The sequence below is a fragment of the Williamsia sterculiae genome (assembly GCF_900156495.1).
Taxonomy (GTDB): Bacteria; Actinomycetota; Actinomycetes; order Mycobacteriales; family Mycobacteriaceae; genus Williamsia_B; species Williamsia_B sterculiae.
Genome location: NZ_FTNT01000004.1, coordinates 60,661 through 79,944, shown reverse-complemented (window position 1 = coordinate 79,944; position 19,284 = coordinate 60,661). Strand labels below are relative to the sequence as shown.

Annotated in this window: 18 protein-coding genes; 9 read left to right on the top strand and 9 right to left on the bottom strand. The window is 67.0% G+C overall.

The features are described from left to right. Nucleotides 1-75: 75 nt before the first annotated feature. Nucleotides 76-1,356 (bottom strand): MFS transporter, encoded by a 1,281-nt coding sequence (locus BW971_RS08280; protein ID WP_076478459.1) that lies wholly within the window; start codon nt 1,354-1,356, stop codon nt 76-78. Nucleotides 1,357-1,475: 119 nt separating this feature from the next. On the opposite strand from BW971_RS08280, the gene BW971_RS08275 reads away from it, so the two are divergent. Beyond that, nucleotides 1,476-2,069 (top strand): TetR/AcrR family transcriptional regulator, encoded by a 594-nt coding sequence (locus BW971_RS08275; RefSeq protein WP_076478457.1) that lies wholly within the window; start codon nt 1,476-1,478, stop codon nt 2,067-2,069. Nucleotides 2,070-2,097: 28 nt separating this feature from the next. Here the strand turns inward: BW971_RS08275 and BW971_RS08270 are convergent, their stop codons facing one another. Both BW971_RS08270 and BW971_RS08265 read right to left on the bottom strand, forming a co-directional pair. After that, nucleotides 2,098-3,501 (bottom strand): NtaA/DmoA family FMN-dependent monooxygenase, encoded by a 1,404-nt coding sequence (locus BW971_RS08270; RefSeq protein WP_076478455.1) that lies wholly within the window; start codon nt 3,499-3,501, stop codon nt 2,098-2,100. After that, nucleotides 3,498-4,673, bottom strand: coding sequence for an LLM class flavin-dependent oxidoreductase (locus BW971_RS08265; protein WP_076478855.1), 1,176 nt, complete (start codon nt 4,671-4,673; stop codon nt 3,498-3,500). Before BW971_RS08265 ends, BW971_RS08270 begins: the two co-directional genes overlap by 4 nt. Nucleotides 4,674-4,779: 106 nt before the next feature. Between BW971_RS08265 and BW971_RS21865 the strand changes: the two genes are divergently transcribed. Further along, a complete protein-coding gene (locus BW971_RS21865; protein WP_076478453.1) occupies nt 4,780-4,959 on the top strand; it encodes a hypothetical protein in 180 nt (59 codons plus the stop codon). After that, the gene (locus tag BW971_RS08255) at nt 4,956-6,212 is read left to right on the top strand and encodes an LLM class flavin-dependent oxidoreductase (protein WP_076478451.1); all 1,257 of its coding nucleotides are present in this window, start codon (nt 4,956-4,958) and stop codon (nt 6,210-6,212) included. The genes BW971_RS21865 and BW971_RS08255 overlap by 4 nt, the downstream gene beginning before the upstream one ends. Here BW971_RS08255 and BW971_RS08250 read toward each other — a convergent pair. Next, on the bottom strand, nt 6,142-6,921 hold the full coding sequence (locus BW971_RS08250) for an isocitrate lyase/PEP mutase family protein (protein WP_076478853.1): 780 nt from the start codon (nt 6,919-6,921) through the stop codon (nt 6,142-6,144). The genes BW971_RS08255 and BW971_RS08250 overlap by 71 nt on opposite strands. A 58-nt stretch (nt 6,922-6,979) precedes the next feature. Then, complete coding sequence (locus BW971_RS08245; RefSeq protein WP_076478449.1) at nt 6,980-8,149, bottom strand: nitrate ABC transporter substrate-binding protein; 1,170 nt, start codon at nt 8,147-8,149, stop codon at nt 6,980-6,982. 286 nt (nt 8,150-8,435) lie between these two features. Between BW971_RS08245 and BW971_RS08240 the strand changes: the two genes are divergently transcribed. From BW971_RS08240 to groL, 5 genes are all read left to right on the top strand, one after another. Continuing rightward, entirely contained in the window at nt 8,436-9,215 is a 780-nt protein-coding gene (locus BW971_RS08240; protein WP_076478851.1) for an ABC transporter ATP-binding protein, read from the top strand. Then, a complete protein-coding gene (locus tag BW971_RS08235) occupies nt 9,212-10,099 on the top strand; it encodes an ABC transporter permease (protein WP_083709518.1) in 888 nt (295 codons plus the stop codon). The genes BW971_RS08240 and BW971_RS08235 overlap by 4 nt, the downstream gene beginning before the upstream one ends. Nucleotides 10,100-10,142: 43 nt before the next feature. Continuing rightward, nucleotides 10,143-11,183 (top strand): isopenicillin N synthase family dioxygenase, encoded by a 1,041-nt coding sequence (locus BW971_RS08230; RefSeq protein ID WP_076478447.1) that lies wholly within the window; start codon nt 10,143-10,145, stop codon nt 11,181-11,183. Nucleotides 11,184-11,204: 21 nt separating this feature from the next. Further along, nucleotides 11,205-11,855, top strand: a complete 651-nt coding sequence (locus BW971_RS08225; RefSeq protein WP_076478445.1) for a GntR family transcriptional regulator — start codon at nt 11,205-11,207, stop codon at nt 11,853-11,855. A 208-nt stretch (nt 11,856-12,063) separates the two neighbouring features. Further along, nucleotides 12,064-13,689, top strand: a complete 1,626-nt coding sequence (gene groL / locus BW971_RS08220; RefSeq protein WP_076478443.1) for a chaperonin GroEL — start codon at nt 12,064-12,066, stop codon at nt 13,687-13,689. 178 nt (nt 13,690-13,867) lie between these two features. On the opposite strand, the gene BW971_RS08215 is transcribed toward groL, so the two are convergent. Further along, nucleotides 13,868-14,392, bottom strand: coding sequence for a CGNR zinc finger domain-containing protein (locus tag BW971_RS08215; protein WP_076478441.1), 525 nt, complete (start codon nt 14,390-14,392; stop codon nt 13,868-13,870). A gap of 26 nt (nt 14,393-14,418) precedes the next feature. Here BW971_RS08215 and BW971_RS08210 point away from each other — a divergent pair, with 26 nt between their 5' ends. Beyond that, a complete protein-coding gene (locus tag BW971_RS08210) occupies nt 14,419-15,660 on the top strand; it encodes an MFS transporter (protein WP_143690263.1) in 1,242 nt (413 codons plus the stop codon). Between the two features lie 72 nt (nt 15,661-15,732). On the opposite strand, the gene BW971_RS08205 is transcribed toward BW971_RS08210, so the two are convergent. The 3 genes from BW971_RS08205 to BW971_RS08195 form a co-directional block, all read right to left on the bottom strand. Next, entirely contained in the window at nt 15,733-16,326 is a 594-nt protein-coding gene (locus BW971_RS08205) for a TetR/AcrR family transcriptional regulator (protein WP_076478437.1), read from the bottom strand. A gap of 93 nt (nt 16,327-16,419) precedes the next feature. Continuing rightward, nucleotides 16,420-18,126 (bottom strand): aldehyde dehydrogenase family protein, encoded by a 1,707-nt coding sequence (locus tag BW971_RS08200; RefSeq protein ID WP_076478435.1) that lies wholly within the window; start codon nt 18,124-18,126, stop codon nt 16,420-16,422. After that, nucleotides 18,123-19,247 (bottom strand): oxygenase MpaB family protein, encoded by a 1,125-nt coding sequence (locus BW971_RS08195; RefSeq protein ID WP_076478433.1) that lies wholly within the window; start codon nt 19,245-19,247, stop codon nt 18,123-18,125. Before BW971_RS08195 ends, BW971_RS08200 begins: the two co-directional genes overlap by 4 nt. Between the last annotated feature and the right edge of the window lie 37 nt (nt 19,248-19,284).

Below are 19,284 nucleotides of genomic sequence, written 5' to 3'. Positions count from 1 at the left end.
GTCGCTCCCCCGACGTCGAGTGGGCCGTTGTTCGCGTCGACCGGGCTCTCATCCGTGCCGAGCGGGCCGTCGACCTCAACCGCGGCAGCGGGCGAGCTCACCGTCGACGGCCATTGCGCCGACCGGCTCGACGACGGGCGCGGGCACCGCGGCGATGCGTCGGGCCCGGCGGTTGACCCACACCGCGGCAGCGGAGGCGATGACCACCAGCGCGATGACGAAGGACGCGTACCCGATGGCCGTGGTGCGCAGACCGAACTGTTCGGTGGCGAGTCCGGCGACCACCGCAGGGACCGAGAACCCGGTGTAACTGACCAGGAACACCGACGCGAACACCTGGCCGCGCTGGGTCGGTTCGGTGGCCGCACCGATGGTGGCCATCACGCCGACGAATGCCGTGCCGAAACCGATGCCCGCCACTGCGGCCCCCACCAGGTAGACGGGGATGGATGCGGTGATCACCCCGACCAACGAGAGGCTGACGCCGACCAGCAGGCCGGTGAACCCGATGACCAGCTTGGTGGTCGCGGGGGTGCGTCCGAAGACCACAGCCGACACCGCGGCCGAGGCGAAGAAGGTGAACAGCATGGCGCCTGCGGCGGCGTGGTTCTGCACGCCGAGGATGCGCCCGACGATCGACGATCCGAGCGACAACTGCAGACCGCCCAACGACCAGGTCGCGATCATCGCGGGCACCCCGGCCAGGAACACCCCGCGCACCGACCCCGGAACCGACGCCCGCGGTGAGATGGTGGTGAGCAGATGGCGCCGCGACTCGAACCCGACCCGCGCGGACGTCTCGGGGATCAGCACCACCGCGATCAGCAACACCGCGAACACGGCGATGCAGATCCCGTAGATCAGGAAGCGCGGCGCCGGGGCGTATTGCACCAGCACTCCGGCGATCAACACGCCCAGCGACAACCCGAGACCGGGAGCGGCACCGTTGGCCATCGCGCCGGTGTGGTCGTCGGGTTGCAGGTCGAAGGTCGCCGCACTGAGCGTGCCGAGGATCGCGCCGGTGGCCAGACCCTGCAGTACCCGCGCGGCGACGAGCAGACCCACGCCGTCGGCGGTGATGAACACGATCATCGCGACGATGAGACCGACGAGCGCCAGCGCCATCACCGGTCGTCGCCCGATGTGATCCGACAGCGAGCCCACGGTGAGCAGGCTGCCCAGCAGTGCGACCACGTAGACCGCGAACACCACGGTCAGCGTGAAGGACGAGAACCCCCACAGCTGTTGGTAGATCGGGTAGATCGGCGACGGCGCCGCCGAGGCGAACAACACGAAGGTGGTCAGGCCGGCGACCACCCAGAAGGCGGTGGCCCGGCCGATACGGATGGAGGACACATGTACTCCTCTGGGGCGGTGTGTCGTGGGGCTCTCATTGCTAAAGCAGCTAACTTTGCTTTAGTACTACGAGTACCAGTCCGCACCGTTAAAGCCAAGCCATTTGCAATAATGGTCGTATGACCGTCGCATCGACCACATCCACCGACGCCCGTGGACGCCGTCCGGGCGGACGTAGTGCCCGTGTGCAGGACGCCGTCTACCGAGCGGTGGGAACGCTGGTCAGCACTGGTTTTCGGGAGACGATGACCATTCCGCAGGTCGCCGAGGCGGCTGGTGTCAACCCGACCAGCATCTATCGGCGGTGGGGGTCCGTCGACGTCCTGCTCGAGGAGGTCGCGGTCGCCGCGCTGACCCGCGACGAGCCGCTGCCCGACACCGGGAACCTGCCCGCCGACCTCGACGCGTGGGCGGTCATCATCGCCGAGGACATCGCCCGACCGCACCGCGTCGCCTACCTGCGCGCCCTGGTGTCGGCTCGCGACGACGGCGGCGTCGAGACCTGCCCGTGCTGGGAGACGCGACGGGCGCAGGCCGGGCAGATGATCGACCGCGCCCGGGATCGGGGCGAGCGGGTCCCCGAACCGCGGCAGGTACTCGACCACATGGTCGCGCCGCTCTATCACCACGCCGTGTTCGGTTTGCCGATCGACGCCGACTACGCCCGTGTCCTCGTGACCGACGTGCTTCGGATGGCGGCTGCCCCGAACTGAGCGCAGTGCCCCCCGGGGGTTCGGACGCCTACGCCTGCGCGCCGGTCACCGTTGCGCCCGATACCGCCCCTGGGTCAGAACGATGACGCAGCCCGGAACGATCACGCAACCCGAGGTGACCACGCAGAGTGGTGCCGCTGTACTCGGTGCGGTGTACCCCGGCCTCCTGCAGGATCGGCACCACCTCGTCGGCGAATCGGTCGAGCCCGCCCGGTGTGATGTGTGGGACGAGGATGAACCCGTCGGACGCGTCCTCCTGCACGAACCGGTTGATGGTCTCGGCCACGGTCTTCGGTGAACCGATGAACGACTGCCTGCCGGTGACCTCGATGATCAGCTCGCGGGTGGTCAGGTTCTCCGCCTCGGCCCGTTGCCGCCACTCGGCGGCCACGTCGCGGGGATCGCGATGGATGCGCACACTCGCGCGCCCCTTGGCCACGGTGTTCTCCCCGGGGATCGGATCCACCGTCGGCAGCGGACCGTCGGGGTCGTGGTCGGACAGGTCGCGGTTCCAGAGCTGCTCCAGGAACTTGATCGCGGTCTGCGGGCTGACCTGCTGCAACCGGACCTCGTGGGCCGCCTCGGCCGCCTCGGCATCCGTGTCACCGAGGACAAAGGTCGCCGCGGGCAGGATCAGCAGCTCGTCGCGTTCCCGTCCGTACTTCGCCAACCGATCCTTGACGTCGGTGTAGAACGCCTGACCGTCGTCCAGCGTGGAATGCCGGGAGAAGATGGCATCCGCCTCGGCGGCGGCGAACTCGCGGCCCTCCTCGGAGTCCCCGGCCTGGAAGATCACCGGCCGGCCGGACACCACACCATGCGGCACGGGGAACTGACCGCTGATGTCGAACTGGCTGTCGGTGTGGGTGAACGAGCCGGCGTCGGCGCGCCGCAGGAACTCGCCGGTGGCCTTGTCGGCAACGATGTCGTCGTCGCGCCAGGAGTCCCACAGCTCGGTCGCGACCTGCAGGAATTGTTTGGCCCGCTGGTACCGGTCCTCCTTGGCCAGATACCCGCCGCGGCGGAAGTTCTCCCCGGTGAACTCGTCCCACGAGGTCACCACGTTCCAGGCGCCACGGCCCTCGCTCAGGTGTTCCAGGCTGGCGAACTGCCGGGCCACCTCGAACGGTTCATTGAAGGTGGAGTTGATGGTGCCGGTCAGCCCGAGTCGATCGGTAACCGCGGCCAGCGCGGCCAACACGGTGAAGGTGTCCGGTCGACCGACCACGTCGAGGTCGTAGATCAGTCCGTTCTGCTCCCGTAGACGCAGCCCCTCGGCCAGGAACAGGAAGTCGAATCTGGCCCGTTCGGCGGTCTTCGCGAGGTGTACGAAGGACTCGAAGTCGATGTGGCTGCCCGCGGCGGGATCGCTCCAGACGGTGGTGTTGTTGACGCCGGGGAAATGTGCGGCGAGGTGCACCTGCTTGGTCATCGGACGCCTGCTTTCGATCGTCGGTCGGCGTAACGGTTGGTCGGCCGGTCCAGACCCAGCCGGGACCGCAGCGACTCCTCGCGGTACTCCGTGCGGAAGACACCCCGGCGTTGCAGCTCGGGAACAAGGTCGTCGGCGATCGACCGGAGGTCGTCGGGGATGGACCCGGGTCGCAGCCGCACGCCGGTGAGTCCGGTGGTCGGATTGGCCAGTTCGACGATCCGGTCGGCGACGTCGGCAGCGGTCCCGACCACCGAGGGCGCGTCGTCGACGAATTCCTCTCCGGCCAGGTCGTCGAGGCGCGCCTTACGGGCGACCGCCGCGTCGCGGGTCGGGCCGAGGAACACGGTGAGGTCGGCGAACACGTGCACCGGCTCGTCGTCGCGACCGAACTCCTGCCGCGCCGCCTGCACGGTGTCGAAGGCGTGGCGCGCCTGGTCCGGATCGCCCGGAGTGACGAAGCCCAGGTCGGCGCTGCGGCCCACCAACCGGTACACGTCGTCGTGATGTGCGAGGGCAGCGACCACAGGTTGCCCCTGGGGCGGTCGCGGGGTGATGGACGGACCGCGGACGGAGAAGAACCGGCCCTCGAAATCGATGTAGTGCAGCTTGTCGCGGTCGACGAACCGGCCCGTGGCCGCGTCGCGGATCTCGGCGTCGTCCTCCCAGCTGTCCCAGAGGCCGCGGATCACCTCGATGTGATCGGCCGCCTCGTCCAGTAGGTCGGCGACGGGGTCGTCACCGGTGCGACGGCCGAGCAGCGGCGCCTCGTCGGCGCGATGCGATATCCGGATCCGTACCCCGGCCCGGCCATGTGACACGTGATCGAGGGTCGCGATCGCCTTGGACACGTGGAACGGTTCGGTGTGGGTGGCCACCACGGTGGGGACGAGTCCGATGTTGGGGACCGCGGGCGCCACTCTGGCCGCGATCAGCTCGGCGTCGAGGTGTCCGACGGCGCGATCGGTGCGCGGTTGCGCATCCCTGCGCCACAGGCTGAACGCGTCCTCGATGGTCACCAGGTCGACCAGACCGCGCTCGGCGACACGAACCTGATCGACCCAGTAGCGCGCGGAGAGGAGTTCACCGGGGCGGGCTGAGTCCGCGCGCCAGGCCGCGGGGTGCCACCCCGCGCCATCGAGCGCGATGGCCACATGGAGTTGTTCCGACATGTCCGGGTCAACGTGCGGGGTGACCCGATCGATCCCCGGGAAGGGGCGAAGAATCAGTGTGAATTCAACCCTGGCGGGATGGGCGGTCATGGGTTGCCATGGGCCGATGTCCTGGTCCCAGTGGTTCCAGATCCCTCCGGCGACGGGTGGACTCGGTGTCGACCGCATCTCGGCGGTCCAGATGTCGGTGGCCGCGTCGCTGCATCCCGAGGCGCCGCCGACGTGGATGGTCCAGAACGCCGTGGCCGACGAGGGGCCGCGTGGCGACGCGGTCACGTACCGGTGACCGGCTCGTCCGCTCCTCCGGTCCCGCTCTCCGTCCTCGACCTGTCGCCCGTCGTCGCGGGTTCCACACCCGCCGAGGCACTACGGCACACCGTCGCGCTGGCCCAGCACGCCGAGGCGCTGGGTTACCACCGGTTCTGGTTGGCCGAACACCACTTCGTCGCCGTGGCCAGTTCGTCGACCACCACCCTGCTCGCCCTGGTCGCCGCGGCCACCGAACGTATCCGGATCGGTTCCGCGGCCGTTCAACTCGGCCACCACACCCCGGCGTCGGTGGTCGAGGCATTCGGCACCATCGACGCCCTGCACCCGGGCCGTCTCGACCTGGGGCTCGGGCGGTCGGGACAGAAGCGCGGGGAGGCGCTTGCGGCGGCCCGTCAGAGCCAGGTGGCGGGGTCCAACGGGTCTGGATCGAACGGGTCTGGGCCGAACGGATCGGGGTCCACGCCACCGTCGACCCCCGAACACGTGGTGGACGGATTGCTGATCCCGCAGTCGTTCCCACTGGAGAAACTCCTGGGGTCACCGCGGATCGCGGCCTCTGCGGCCGCACTCCAACAACCGGGCGCCGCGACCCCCGACTTCGACGCCGCGGTGGCCGACATCCTCGCGCTGCTCGACGGCACGTTCACCGTCGACGGTCACCCCCTCTCGGCCGTACCCGGCGAACACGCCGACGTGGAGGTGTGGATCTTCGGCAGCAGCAAGGGGCAGAGTGCGCAGGTCGCGGGCGCGCGAGGTCTGCCGTTCGTGGCGAACTACCACGTCAGCCCGGCGACCACGCTGGAGGCCGTCGAGGCCTACCGCGCAGCGTTCCGACCGTCGGATCGGCTGTCGCAGCCCTATGTGGTGGTGTCGGCCGACGTGGTGGTCGCCGAGGACACCCCGACCGCGGAGCATCTCGCAGCGACCTACGGGCACTGGGTGCACAGCATCCGGGCGGGCGGTGGCGCCGCGCCCTATCCCGACCCCCGCACCACCGGCCCGCTCGACGACGACCAGCGGGCAGTGGTCGCCGACCGGACGCGCACCCAGTTCGTGGGGGACGCCGGCCGGGTCGCCGAGCGGTTGCAGACGCTGGCGCGCGTGACCGGCGCCGACGAGCTGGTGATCACCAGCGTCACCCACGACGCCGACGACCGGCGACGTTCCCACGAACTGTTGGCGCGGGAGTGGGGTCTGGTCAGCGCCAGCGGCCGAACAACTCCGTCGCCCGCTGCGCCAGATTCGCCTGCAGCGTCGGGCCGAAGCTGACCCTGGCCACGCCGAGGTCGGCCAGCTCGGCGCGATCACCCTCGGCCGGCGTGGCGATCGCGTTCACCGGCAACGGGAGTTCTGCGGTCAGTCGGCGTGTGGTCGACGCGTCGTGGAATCCCACCGGGTACAGCACGTCTGCGCCTGCCGCGGCGGCCAGCGACAGTCGGGAGACGGCTCGTTCGACGCGGTCGGTCTCGTCGCCGATCTTCTTCAGCAGCAGGTCGGTGCGCGCGTTGACCACCACGTGAACCCCGGCCTCGTCGGCCGCGGCCCGGAGTGCCCCGACGAAGTCGGCGTGTTCCTGCGGCTCGCGCAACCGTCCGCCCTCGCTGTGCACGGTGTCCTCCACGTTGAGACCGACCGCCCCGACCGAGAGAAGCCCCTCGATCAGTCGCCGCGGTTCCTGGCCGTAGCCGGATTCGATGTCCACCGAGACGGGGATGTCCACCGCACCGGTGATCTGGGGGACGCGGGCCAGCAGGTCGGCAAAGGTCATCCCCTCGTTGTCCGGTTTGCCGATCGAATCGGCCACCGGGTGCGAACCGACGGTCAACCCCGCGAACCCCGCGTCGGCGGCCAGCTGCGCCGACCAGGCGTCCCAGACGGTCGGCAGAATCACCGGGTCGCCGGGGACGTGCAGGCGGAGCAGGGTGACGGCTTTGTCGTGCAGGGACCGGACGGATGCGGTGTCGGCTGTCGATGTCATGCCCCACACAACGGCCTCGGCGAGCGGATTATTCGCGGCGATGGCACGCACGGTGACGTCAGCGGACGGCGGTATCGATGAATTGCGTCGTGTACAGCTGCGAGGCGGGCATCGTGGCGGGCAGGTCGGAGCCGGACTTGTTCAGCACCGGGATCAGCTCGTCGATCGACGACTGCGCCTTGGTCAGGTCGTAACCGCCCCAGACCCCGGCCGGGTCCGGTCCGATGACGCCCTTGTCCTTGAGCAATCCGGCGGAGTACTGGGCCTCGCCCGGACTGTAGGGGTTGAAGGAGACGTCCTTGCCGACCCAGTCGGTGATCGTGGCGTTGATCGCGCCGGGAGACGCCACGTAGTTCTTGCCGGTCCGCTGGATCATCGGCACCAGCTTCCGCAGGCACCCGCTCAGCGATTGCATCTTGTCCGGTCGGACGGTGACGTTGGACGCGTAGACGTCGTAACCGGCGTCTTTCACCATTGCGTACGCCACGGGTTTGTTCCACGACGGCGTCTCGTGTTCGAAGGTGTACGGCTCGGAATTGGCGAACCCCTGTTGGGCGATCGACGAATCGCCGACAAAGCGGGCGGGTGCGCCGTCGTAACCGGTGTCGAGTTGGCTCTGCTTGAGCAAACCCTTTGCGACCAACCACTGCGGGAAGACCTGATCCTTGGACACCACGACGGTGGCATTCGATTTGCCGATGTCACCGATGGTCTTCCAGTCCGGGTGGACCCGCGGATCCCACATCAGGATCGACGGGTTGTACTGCAATAGCGGTGTCACCCCCACCACGCGCTGACCGGCGGCGGCCGAGACCATCTGATCGCCGTGCACCAACCCGAGGTCGATGCCGTCGTCGGCGTACATCGCCGATGGGACCGATTGGAACCCGATGGCCGGTCCACCCGCTCGCAGCGTGATGTCGACACCGGTGTCGCCACCCTCGTAGACCAACGGCCCGGTCGCCGACTTCTGTTTCTCGTCGACGCGGTAACCGGGGCCCATCAGACCGATGACGCCGGCCATGTCGGATTGTGGCTGCCACTGCAACTGCACGACCACGTTCTTCGGACACACCGAGGCGAGCTCGTACTGAGCCGGAGCCGACGAGAGGCTTTGCGCCGAGCCGCCGGTCGCGCTCGAGTCGGTACAACCGGCGAGGACGGTCGCGCCGGCAAGGGCGGTCGTCGCCGCGATGAGTGCGCGTCGGCGAATCGGTGGGATTGTCATTCGGTTCTCCTGACCAACTATGAGTGATTACATGTAAAGCTAGGGACACGTCCCGACGCACGCCACTCGACTGCATGTACGCATTGCTCGCAATTATGTGAGTCACAACGTGCCCTGACATGGGATTAAGTGATCGGCTCGGCAAGTGACAGGGGTTCGTTGGCCGCTATCGTCACCCAGTGTTCACACCGCGACACCATTCCGTAATACATGTAATCAACACTCAGAGCCGCAACTATTCCGATCGCTACATGTACACATGTGCGCCCGCCCGATGGATGAGCTGATGAACCTGATAGACACGGTCAACGACGTCGACGCCCGGCACCTCACCAAGGGGACCGTGATCTCGGCGTCGGGGGTCAGTAAGGAATTCGACTCGGGCACCACGGCCGTCCTCGACGTCGATCTCGACATCGCCGACGGGGACTTCGTCGCCATAGTCGGGCCGTCCGGATGTGGAAAGTCGACCCTGCTGCGGATGGCGGCCGGCCTCGAGGCGCCCACCGCGGGCAGTATCGCGTTGTCCACGGATTCGGTGGGGGTGATCTTCCAGGAACCGACCCTGCTCGGGTGGCGCTCGGTTCAGGCCAACGTCGAGCTCTGTGCCGAACTGGCGCGACTGCCCAAATCACAGCGCCGATCACGTGCCGCCGTCGCGATCGACGCCGTTGGTCTCGGCGGTTTCGAGAAGCAACTGCCACGCATGCTCTCCGGTGGAATGAAGATGCGGGTGTCCCTGGCGCGGATGCTGGCCAAGGAGCCCGCCGTGATGCTTCTGGACGAGCCGTTCGGTGCCCTCGACGAGATGACCCGGCTGGAGATGCAGAACGAACTGCTCAGGTTGTACACCGCACGGAGATTCACCGCGTTGTTCATCACGCATTCGATGTCGGAGGCGGTGTTCCTGGCCAATCGCGTCGTCGTGATGTCCCCGCGGCCCGGGCGTATCGCGGCGGACATCCGGATCGACTTCGCCTATCCACGTGAGCCGGAGTTGCGATACGACCCCCGGTTCACCGCCCACGTGGCCGCGATCTCCGAGACTTTGCGAGGCACCGAATGACCACCACCATCCCGATCACGAAGGAGCCACCGAGTGGGGACGCCGCGCCGACGACCGTCTCGGGGGGTGGCAGCCAGAAGGGCGCGGTCCGGGCATCGACCGCGATCACATCCAGGCTCACATCGGCGGCGCGCACGCTGACACCGCCACTGCTGTCGCTCAGCGCAGCAATCGGGCTCTGGTACCTGACCAGCTACGTGCTGTTGAGCCCGACACGACGATTTCTGCTGCCACCACCGCATCAGGTCCTGACCCGATCACTACTGGACAGAGCGCACGTGAATCCGATGCTCGAGGCGTTGACCGTGACCGCGAAGGTCAGTGTGGTCGGCTTCGTGTTCGCAGCACTGATCGGAGTCGGGATCGGCGTCCTGATGAGTCGAGGGTCCTTCCTAGAACGTGCGATCTATCCGTGGGCCGTTGTCCTGCAGGTCATCCCGGTGCTGGCGATCGTTCCCCTCATCGGGCTCTGGTTCGGCTACGGAATGACGGCCCGCACCATCGTCTGCGTCATCATCGCGATCTTCCCGATCATCGCCAACACGCATTTCGGGATGGTGTCGGTCGACAGGGGGGCGCACGAGCTCTTCACCCTGTCCCGGGCATCGGTGATGCAGCGTCTGGTGAAACTCGAGATCCCGTCGGCGCTGCCGTCCATGATGACCGGCTTCCGCACCGCCTCGGGACTGGTCGTCGTCGGAGCGATCATCGGCGACATGTTCTTCGCGAAGGGGGAGCCCGGCATCGGGACCCTCCTCGACATCTACCGGGCGCGACTGCAGTCCGACGATCTGATCGCGGCGATCGTTCTCGCCTCGGCGTTCGGCATCGCGGTGTTCGCGGTGTTCAGCGTTCTCAATGCCATTGTCACGCGTCGACGCTGACGTCGTCGACACCACGCAGTCCCCACTGTCCAGGAGGGCAACCATGTTCACAGTCCCCGTCATCGACATCGCACCGTACGTCGATCCGTACGGTGGTCCTGCCGAACGTGCCGAGGTGGCACGGCTTCTCGACATCGCGTGCAGCGAGGTTGGATTCATCCAGGTCGTTGGACACGGCGTGTCGCAGAACACCATCGATGGGCTCACCGATGCACTTGATGCCTTCTACGAACTGCCACTCGAGACCAAAAAGCATTACGCCAGGCCGGGTGAGAACCGAGGTTACAGCCCGCCCAAGAGCGAGTCGTTGAGCATGAGTCTCGGCGTTGCCGCGGCGAATCAGATGAACGATTTCTATGAGGCGTTTACCGTGGGTTCGGAACGCGGGTGGTTTGCCGGCGTCGATCTCCCCGTGCGCAGCTACCCGGACAACACCTGGCCCACCGATGCGGCACCGCGGTTCCGAACCGGTGTCGAGGCGTGGTTCAACGAGGCCCGACGGGTGTCGCGCGTTCTGCTCACCGCCTTCACCGACGCGTTGGGGTTGGCTGACGGGTACTTCGACGGACTGATCGATCACTCCATCGACGCGCTGAAGATGAACAACTACACCTTGCCGGAGGGAGAGATCGAGGTGGCCGGTGCGTTGACGGGGATGGGTGCGCACACCGATTTCGGTATTCTGACCGTGTTGTGGGCCGACCGCGTTCCCGGTCTGCAGGTCCTGGATGGTGGCGGGGTGTGGCGTGACGTTCAGCCCGCGGAGGGAGCGTTGATCGTCAACCTCGGTGACGCTATGGCGCGATGGACGAATGACCGTTGGCGTTCGACGATCCACCGCGTCGATCCGCCCGTGGTGGACGGTCGGATCATCCGGCGCCGCTCGGCCGCCTTCTTCTTCGACGGCAATCACGACGCGGTGATCGAGACGTTGCCCGGGTGTTCGCGTACCGACCGTCCGGGATATCCGCCGATCACCATCGCCGACAACATCAACGCGAAACTCGCCGGGATGAAGTCCGGCATCGCGCCCGTAGGGGCCGAGCGGGAGGCGCAGCGACTGGGTGTCGCACAGGCGACCTGACGCGAATTATTCTGCTGTCTCATGAGCGTCCCCAACAGCGATGGCGCCCTGCTGACCCAGGCCGTTCTACGACAGCTGCGCGATGAGATCTTCGACGGGCGCATGGCCCCGGGTACACCCCTGAGTGTTCCGGGGCTTGCCGCCCGTCTCGAGGTGTCGCGGAGCCCGGTCCGAGAGGCTGTCCAGCAGCTCGTGGTCGAGGGACTGGCCGATTACACTCCGCGGATCGGCGCGAAGGTCGCGGTCCTCGACGCGTCGATGCTGCGCCAGGTGTTCGAGGTGCGCGAGGTCCTCGACGGGTTGGCCGCTCGTCAGGCGACCGCACGGGTGACTCACGCCGACGTCGACGGCCTGTGGACGCAGGTGCGCCGACAGGAGGGGCTGCTCACCGCACCACCCGACCATCGGCGTGACGCCGACCTCGACCTCGACTTCCATACCGCCGTGCGGTCGCTGTCCGGAAACGGACCGCTCTGCGACGCGTTGCTCAAGCTCGACACCCAGGCTCATCTGTACCGGTCGGACATGTGGGCGCACGAGTTGAACCGTCGCCTCGCGGTCACCGAACACCGTCGCATCGTGGCGGCTCTCGAGGCGGGTGACGCCGACGGAGCCCAACGCGCCGCCGAGGCCCATGCCGCCGGAGTGCTCGTACGTCTGCTGAGGTCCTGACATCGGTGCCGGCCGGGCATCGATCCCGGTGTTCAGACCTTGCACTCACCGTGCCCGAGTGCTAAGAAATGTATTGGCACTCGCGGACCGCGAGTGCCAGGTCGGGACGGTGAGATCGGTCCGATGACACGACCGCTCGTCCGTCGCGGGCACCGAGTCCGACCAACGAAACTTCTGGTGTCACCCCCAATCGGAGGATCACTTACCTATGGCCAAGCAAATCGCGTTCGACGAAGAGGCCCGCCGCGGCCTCGAGCGGGGCCTGAACAGCCTCGCCGACGCAGTCAAGGTGACGTTGGGCCCCAAGGGTCGCAACGTCGTCCTGGAGAAGAAGTGGGGCGCCCCCACGATCACCAACGATGGTGTGTCCATCGCCAAGGAGATCGAGCTGGAGGACCCGTACGAGAAGATCGGCGCCGAGCTGGTCAAAGAGGTCGCGAAGAAGACCGACGACGTCGCCGGTGACGGCACCACCACCGCCACCGTCCTCGCCCAGGCTCTGGTCCGCGAAGGTCTGCGCAACGTCGCGGCCGGCGCCAACCCGCTGGGTCTCAAGCGCGGCATCGAGAAGGCCGTCGAGGCCGTCACCGAGTCGCTGCTGAAGTCGGCCAAGGAGGTCGAGACCAAGGAGCAGATCGCGCAGACCGCGGGCATCTCCGCGGGCGACCCGGCCATCGGCGAGCTCATCGCCGAGGCCATGGACAAGGTCGGCAAAGAGGGTGTCATCACCGTCGAGGAGTCGAACACCTTCGGCCTGCAGCTCGAGCTCACCGAGGGCATGCGCTTCGACAAGGGCTACATCTCGGGGTACTTCGTCACCGACGCCGATCGTCAGGAAGCGGTCCTCGAGGATCCGTACATCCTGCTGGTGTCGGGCAAGGTCTCGACGGTCAAGGACCTGCTGCCGCTGCTGGAGAAGGTCATCCAGGCTGGCAAGCCGCTGCTGATCATCGCCGAGGACGTCGAGGGCGAGGCCCTGTCGACCCTGGTCGTCAACAAGATCCGCGGCACCTTCAAGTCGGTCGCGGTCAAGGCCCCCGGTTTCGGTGACCGTCGCAAGGCCATGCTGGCCGACATCGCCATCCTTACCGGTGGCGAGGTCATCAGCGAAGAGGTCGGCCTCTCGCTCGAGGGTGCGGGTATCGAGCTGCTCGGTACCGCACGCAAGGTCGTCGTCACCAAGGACGAGACCACCATCGTCGAGGGCGCGGGTGACCCCGAGGCCATCGCCGGACGCGTGGCGCAGATCCGCGGCGAGATCGAGAACAGCGACTCCGACTACGACCGCGAGAAGCTGCAGGAGCGGCTGGCCAAGCTCGCGGGCGGTGTCGCGGTCATCAAGGCCGGCGCCGCCACCGAGGTGGAGCTCAAGGAGCGCAAGCACCGCATCGAGGATGCCGTGCGCAACGCCAAGGCCGCCGTCGAGGAGGGCATCGTCGCCGGTGGTGGCGTGGCCCTGCTGCAGTCCGAGCCGGTCATCGAGGGTCTGACCCTCGAGGGTGACGAGGCCACCGGTGCCAACATCGTGCGCGTGTCGCTCGCGGCCCCGGCCAAGCAGATCGCCGTCAACGCCGGGCTCGAGCCGGGCGTCGTGGCCGACAAGGTGCTCAACTCGCCGACCGGAACCGGCCTGAACGCCGCGACCGGCAAGTACGAGGACCTGCTCGCCGCAGGCATCAACGACCCGGTGAAGGTCACCCGCTCGGCGCTGCAGAACGCCGCGTCGATCGCGGCCCTGTTCCTCACCACCGAGGCGGTCGTCGCCGACAAGCCGGAGAAGAACCCGGCCCCGGCCATGCCGGGTGGCGACGAGATGGGCGGCATGGGCTTCTGACCTGAGCCCTGGCTCTTCCCGCAACACCAACCGAGCCCCGGTCACCGTTCAGGTGGCCGGGGCTCGGTGCTGCGCAGGTCCGGATTTCGTGGGGCGTTAGTGGGGTCGTTCGCGAAAACTGCGGGAAATCGTCTTTCCCGCAGTTCTCGACACCCCGACCAGAGCGACGCCGGCCACCTCACCCGCGGGCCGACGCCCGATGCCGTCGGACTGCCGCCCGGTTGCCGCAGGCCTGGGTGCAGTACCGCTGGCGCCCTGGTCGACTCACATCGACGAAGGCTCGACGGCATTCGGGAATTCCGCACCGCCCCAGCCGCTGCATTCCACGATCACACAGAAACTGCGCCGCGCTGGCACTCGTCGAACCAGCCAAGGTCATGCCGAAGGTTGCCGCGGGGTCGCGATAGTGCAGGTGCCACTCGCTGCCGTCGTGGTCGGTGACCGACGGCGGTGCCGTGAACCGCGCCAGCATCGCGTTGAGTATCAGCACTCGCTCGCGTTCACCGGGCGCATCCACCAGGTGTCCCCATTGCTCCAGGTATGCCAAGACCACGTCCAGATCATCGGCGGTGACCGGGTGGGGAAACTGGATCAGTCCCCAGTCGAGCCAGCGGCGCTCCAGCTCCTCGACGCTCGTCGGCGGTCGGTTCAGCAGGTCGGTGGCGTTGTGCAACAGCGGCTCGATGTAAGGGTTTACCCGCATAAGACAATTACACCATAGTGCTCGGCATGATCCCGACGACGACACTGCCACCCACCCGTGCGCGTTACCGATTTGGTTACCACACCGCGGCTTTGACGTACCTCGCGATGCAGGCGTTCAGCACCGTGCCGAGCCCTCTCTACGGCCTCTACGCCGTGCGCGACCACCTCTCACCGTTGTCGATCACCCTCGTGTACGCCGCCTACGCCATCGGGGTCGCGGTGAGCCTGGTGTTGGCGGGACACGTGTCCGACTCCGTGGGCCGTCGTCCCGTGTTTGTCGCCGCACTGACCGTCAACGCGATCAGCGCCGTCGTCTTCATCATGGCGCCGACGCTGACCGGGTTGTTCGTCGCGCGGGTGCTGTGTGGTCTGGCCGTGGGGGTCACCGCATCCACCGCCACCGCGTACCTGGTCGAACTGTTTGCCGCGCACCGTGACGTCGACCAGATGCATCGGGTCGGGCTGTTGACCGCGGCCGTGTCGCTCGGCGGTCTCGGGGTGGGTGGACTCGTTGGCGGGCTGATCGCCGCGCTCGTTCCGTATCCACTCACGATTCCCTATGTGGTCAGTCTCGGTGCCTTCGGCGCGTGCGTCGCCGGACTAATCGTGTCTCCCGAGACCTGTGTCCCTGTATGGCCACGACCGCGGTATCGCCCTCAGTGGCCCAGCTTTCCGCCTGGCGAGCGTTCGCCGTTCGCGGCAGCGGTGGCTGGCGTCGCGTCCGTCTTCGCGCTGTTCGGGCTGTTCGTCGGCCTCGCCGCGACTGTCCTGAAGCACACGCTGCACCAGAGCTCGCCCGCGTTGCCCGGACTGGTTCTCTTCGTCGTCTTCGGAGTGGGGGTTGTGAGCAGCGCTGTAGCAGCACGACTGAGCCTACGGCCACTCGTGCTGATCGCCTTCGGGCTCACTGTGCTCGGGTGCGTGCTGCTGGTGATCGCCACATGGCTTCCCACCCCGAGTCTGACGGTGTTCGTCGCGGCGGCGGCCCTGATCGGGGCGGGTGGGGCCGCCTTGTTCCGGTCGAGCCTGACGGTGGCATCGGCGCTAGCCCCACCGGAGCACATGGCCGCGACGATGGCGGCCTTCTACCTTGCCGGGTACCTGGGGGTTGTCCGCTCCGGTGATCGGTATCGGAGTCGCGCTGCAATACTCTTCTGTCCGCGGCACATTGCTGGGGTTCGCCATCGCCGTCCTCGTGGCTGTCGCAGCGTCAACACTGCGTTTGGCGCGGGTCGGCGACTGATTGCGAACGATCGAACCGGGTGATCAGGTCGCCGCGACAACTGCGGGAATTCCGACTTCCCGCAGTTTTCGGCGATGAGAGCGACGCCCGCAGGCTCAGAGCACAGTTGTCGAATCGAGGTCGACGCCCTCCGTCGACGCCTCGCTGACGATCTGCGCGACGATGAGGTCGGACAGCACGTCACACAGTTCTCCGGGGGAGAGGCGTTCGGGCACCGCCGTGTGGGTCCACTCGGCGACAACGGTCCGCACCTGTCCGACCACGCCGATGAAGAGCAGTCGGACCCGGGCGATCTGATGCGCCTGGAGGTCGGCACCCCGGTCCGCGACGATCACCCCGTAGAACTGGCTCAGCCATTCGGCGTATCCGCGGGTGGCCAGTGACAGCTCGCCGGGGTTGCCGTCCCCGATCTCACGTTCGATCAGAACGTGCAGAGACGGGTGGTCGTGGACCCAGGCGATCGTCCTCTCCGCCAACCGGGAGACCACGTCACCGAGAGTCACCGCGGATTCGATATCCGCGGTGATGTGTCCGAACGCCACCGTCAGCGCATGTGCCTGGGTCGCGCGGACCAAGCCGTCCCGACCGCCGAAATGACGCTGAATGACCGTGCGCACCAGACCCGATCGGCTGGCCACATCCTGCACGGTCAATTCGGCACCCGGCGGAGCGTCCTCGACCACGTCCACCGCGGCCTCGATGATCTGCTTGCGGCGCTTCTCGCGGTGACCGTCCCACCGCGCGTTCCGACCGTCGCGGATGTCGTCGGTGGCAGAGATGTCTCAGCCCCGCATCGCCGGCGGCACCACGCGGATCGTGTTGAGCCATGACCTTTTTCCGCCCAGCCGCGCCAGCGCCTGTCCCGTCTGACGCGCGGTCCGGGCGGTGACGAACCACGGTGGTCTCGGAGCGAGTGACGGTTCGCCGCCGAGTATCGAGTGGGGGAACGGTCGGAACGGCCCGCGAATGATCGTCTGTTCGGTGTCCGCGAGCAGATGCGTGTTGTGGACGACGCCGATACCGGAGCCGACCTTCTCCAAGGTGTGTCCCGGGAAGGCGCCCCAACTGGCAGCGCCCAGCAGGAACGCGATGCCACTCCAGACGTTGACGCCCACGGCACCGTACCGAAGCTTCGCGATCAACTCGTCGAACTGTCTGCCCATGCGTTTGGCCTCACGAGGATCGACGATGACCGATGCCCCCAGGGTGCCGTCCAACTGATCGTTGGCGAAGTCGACGGCATTGGCGAGGAAGGTGGAGCCTTTGCCCGGCAACTCGGTGATGCCCAATACCGTCGCGAAGTACTCGCCGTCGAAGAGTTCCGTCGGCGATCCCTCGCGGACCCGCACCAGTAGGCAACTGCCCACCTGTTCGGCATCGGGATAGGTCGCCTTCGCACGATCGATGCTGGCCTGCCCGTTGGGGTACCACGGCAGGCGGCCGGGGATCTCACTCAGGACCGTGCGGACCTCGTTGAGGAACGCGTCCTTCTGCGCCCAGTCGGCGCTCACGAGCAGTGACTGGCCACCGATGCAATTGTGACCGGCGTTGTGCAATCGTTGGGTGACAACGTTTTCGGCCTGGTATCGCAAGTCTCGCTTCGACCATCTGCCCGGTACCACGATGATCGGCGACACCCCGCCGAGCTCCGAGGTGATGTCCTTGTGCAGCTTGGGCGTGCCAGCGGCGCGATTGGCGTCGGCGGCGGATCCGGTACCCCAGACGATCGCGTCGTGGGTGCGGGCCGATCCGGTGATGTGCACGTGACCGATACCCGGATGTTCGGCGAGATACGTTCCCACCTCGGCGCCTCCGTTGACGATGCGCACCAGGCCCGCCCGGGCCAGAGGCGCCAGCGCTCGTTGGTACGAGGGCAGCAGCTTGGCGAGAGTCGGGTTCAGCTTGAGGATGCTCGCCCTGTTGTGTGCGACGAGTTCGTAGGCCACGTCCAGTGGTGCGATGGCGGTGATGTTGCCCGCGCCCAGAACGAGACCCACACCACCGGAGGCCCCGGCTGTGCGCGCGGCAAGGCCGGCATCGGCACGGGCCTGGTCGATGGTCACACCGCGCTTCAGCCAGACATGACCGGTGTATCCACTGAACAGCACCCGGTCCTTCAGGTCACCGGGCATGATCTGGACGCCCACCCGGCCGTCCTCCGATTCGGTGACGGGCACTCCGTCGAGCGCCGACCCTCCGTTCGCCAGCTTCTCCAACGTGGCGGCGTACTCACCCAACATGGGAGCGACCGCGCCCGGTCCGGAGATCCATTCCTCGCCCTCGTATCGACCGGACGGCACCTGTTTGGCGGCGGTGGCCGCGCCCGCCCACACCGGAGCCTCTGCGGCGACTGCACGTTGGGTCTGCCGTAACAGTTCGGCCCGGGCGTGCAGATCCATTGCCGCCCATCGGGCTGCACCGGCTGTGACCTGCTCGATGGCTTCGTCGAGCTGAGCCGTGTCCGGGACGACAACCGTGTCGACGCTCATCGAACGACTCCGGAGTCGGCACGTTCGAGAAGCCCTCCCTGGTCACCTGCTGTGGTGAACGCGAGCAGCGCGTCGTGATGGTCGGCCTCGTACGGCTTCGGTGCCGCACCGTTCCGCTTCTTCGCCAACTGCTGTTCGTATATCTCACGAGGTTTCGCCGGGAAGTCGAATTCCTGGCGAGCCTCCGCCTCGTCGTAGACGTGGGGGTTGTGCGGAGGCATGTCGAGGAAGAACGGCGCGAGTATGGGATAGGTCCGCGGTGACAACGTCTTCAGCAACGGCAGCATGAGATGGTCCGACTTGGAGATGGCCAGCAGCACCGGCTTGAGCGCCGCGATCGTCGCTGCGTCTACGGCAGGGCTCTGCGGAACTCCTCCCATGTCGCGCATCCACTGCGGCATCGTGGCCACCACAGCTCGCGATGTCAGGGCATTCAGGGTCTTGCGCATGGGTGCCGGTATCTCCGGCGGCAACGAGGAGAGCTGCATGTTCACCAGGAAATGGAACATGTCCAGCATGCCGTCGGAGGCGATCATGTTCGGACGGAAGCCGTCGAAGTACTCGCGAACCTCGTCGCGGGTGCGCGGCATGGTGTCGGTATCGATCGTCTGAAAGGTTGCGGCCAGCACGCATTCCTGCCAGTACCGCGCCTCCTCCGCGGCGCTGAGCTTTCCCGGACCGAACATCTCGTAGCTGATGAGGATGGAATGCCACGCCGTCAGGTGGATCCACAACTGCGAGTCCGGATCGTTGGCCGCGTACTCCCGGCCGGTGACCGGATCAATACCGGTCGCGCGCTGGTGGATCTTCATCAGGATGTCCGACGACGTCAGCACGGATCGGGCATCACCGAACAGCACTGTCGCGAAGTACTGCATCGTGCGGTCGAAACGCAGCGGTGTGCGTTGTTTGACCTGCCCGGAGGCGATGACCGCAGCGGCCAGATCGGGGTCGAGGTGCTCGATGGTGACGGCTCGCGAGAAGCCGATGAGTATCGACGTCGGGTAGGACCACACCCGGCGGGCCACCGAGTCGGGTGCGAAGAACCCGTGGTCACGCAGCGGTTCTACCTGCCGCTCCTCCATCGGTTCCCCGGCATACGGCTGGTGGTTCGGAGACATGAGTCCTCCTCGTCATCGGTGAGCGATGACACCAGAG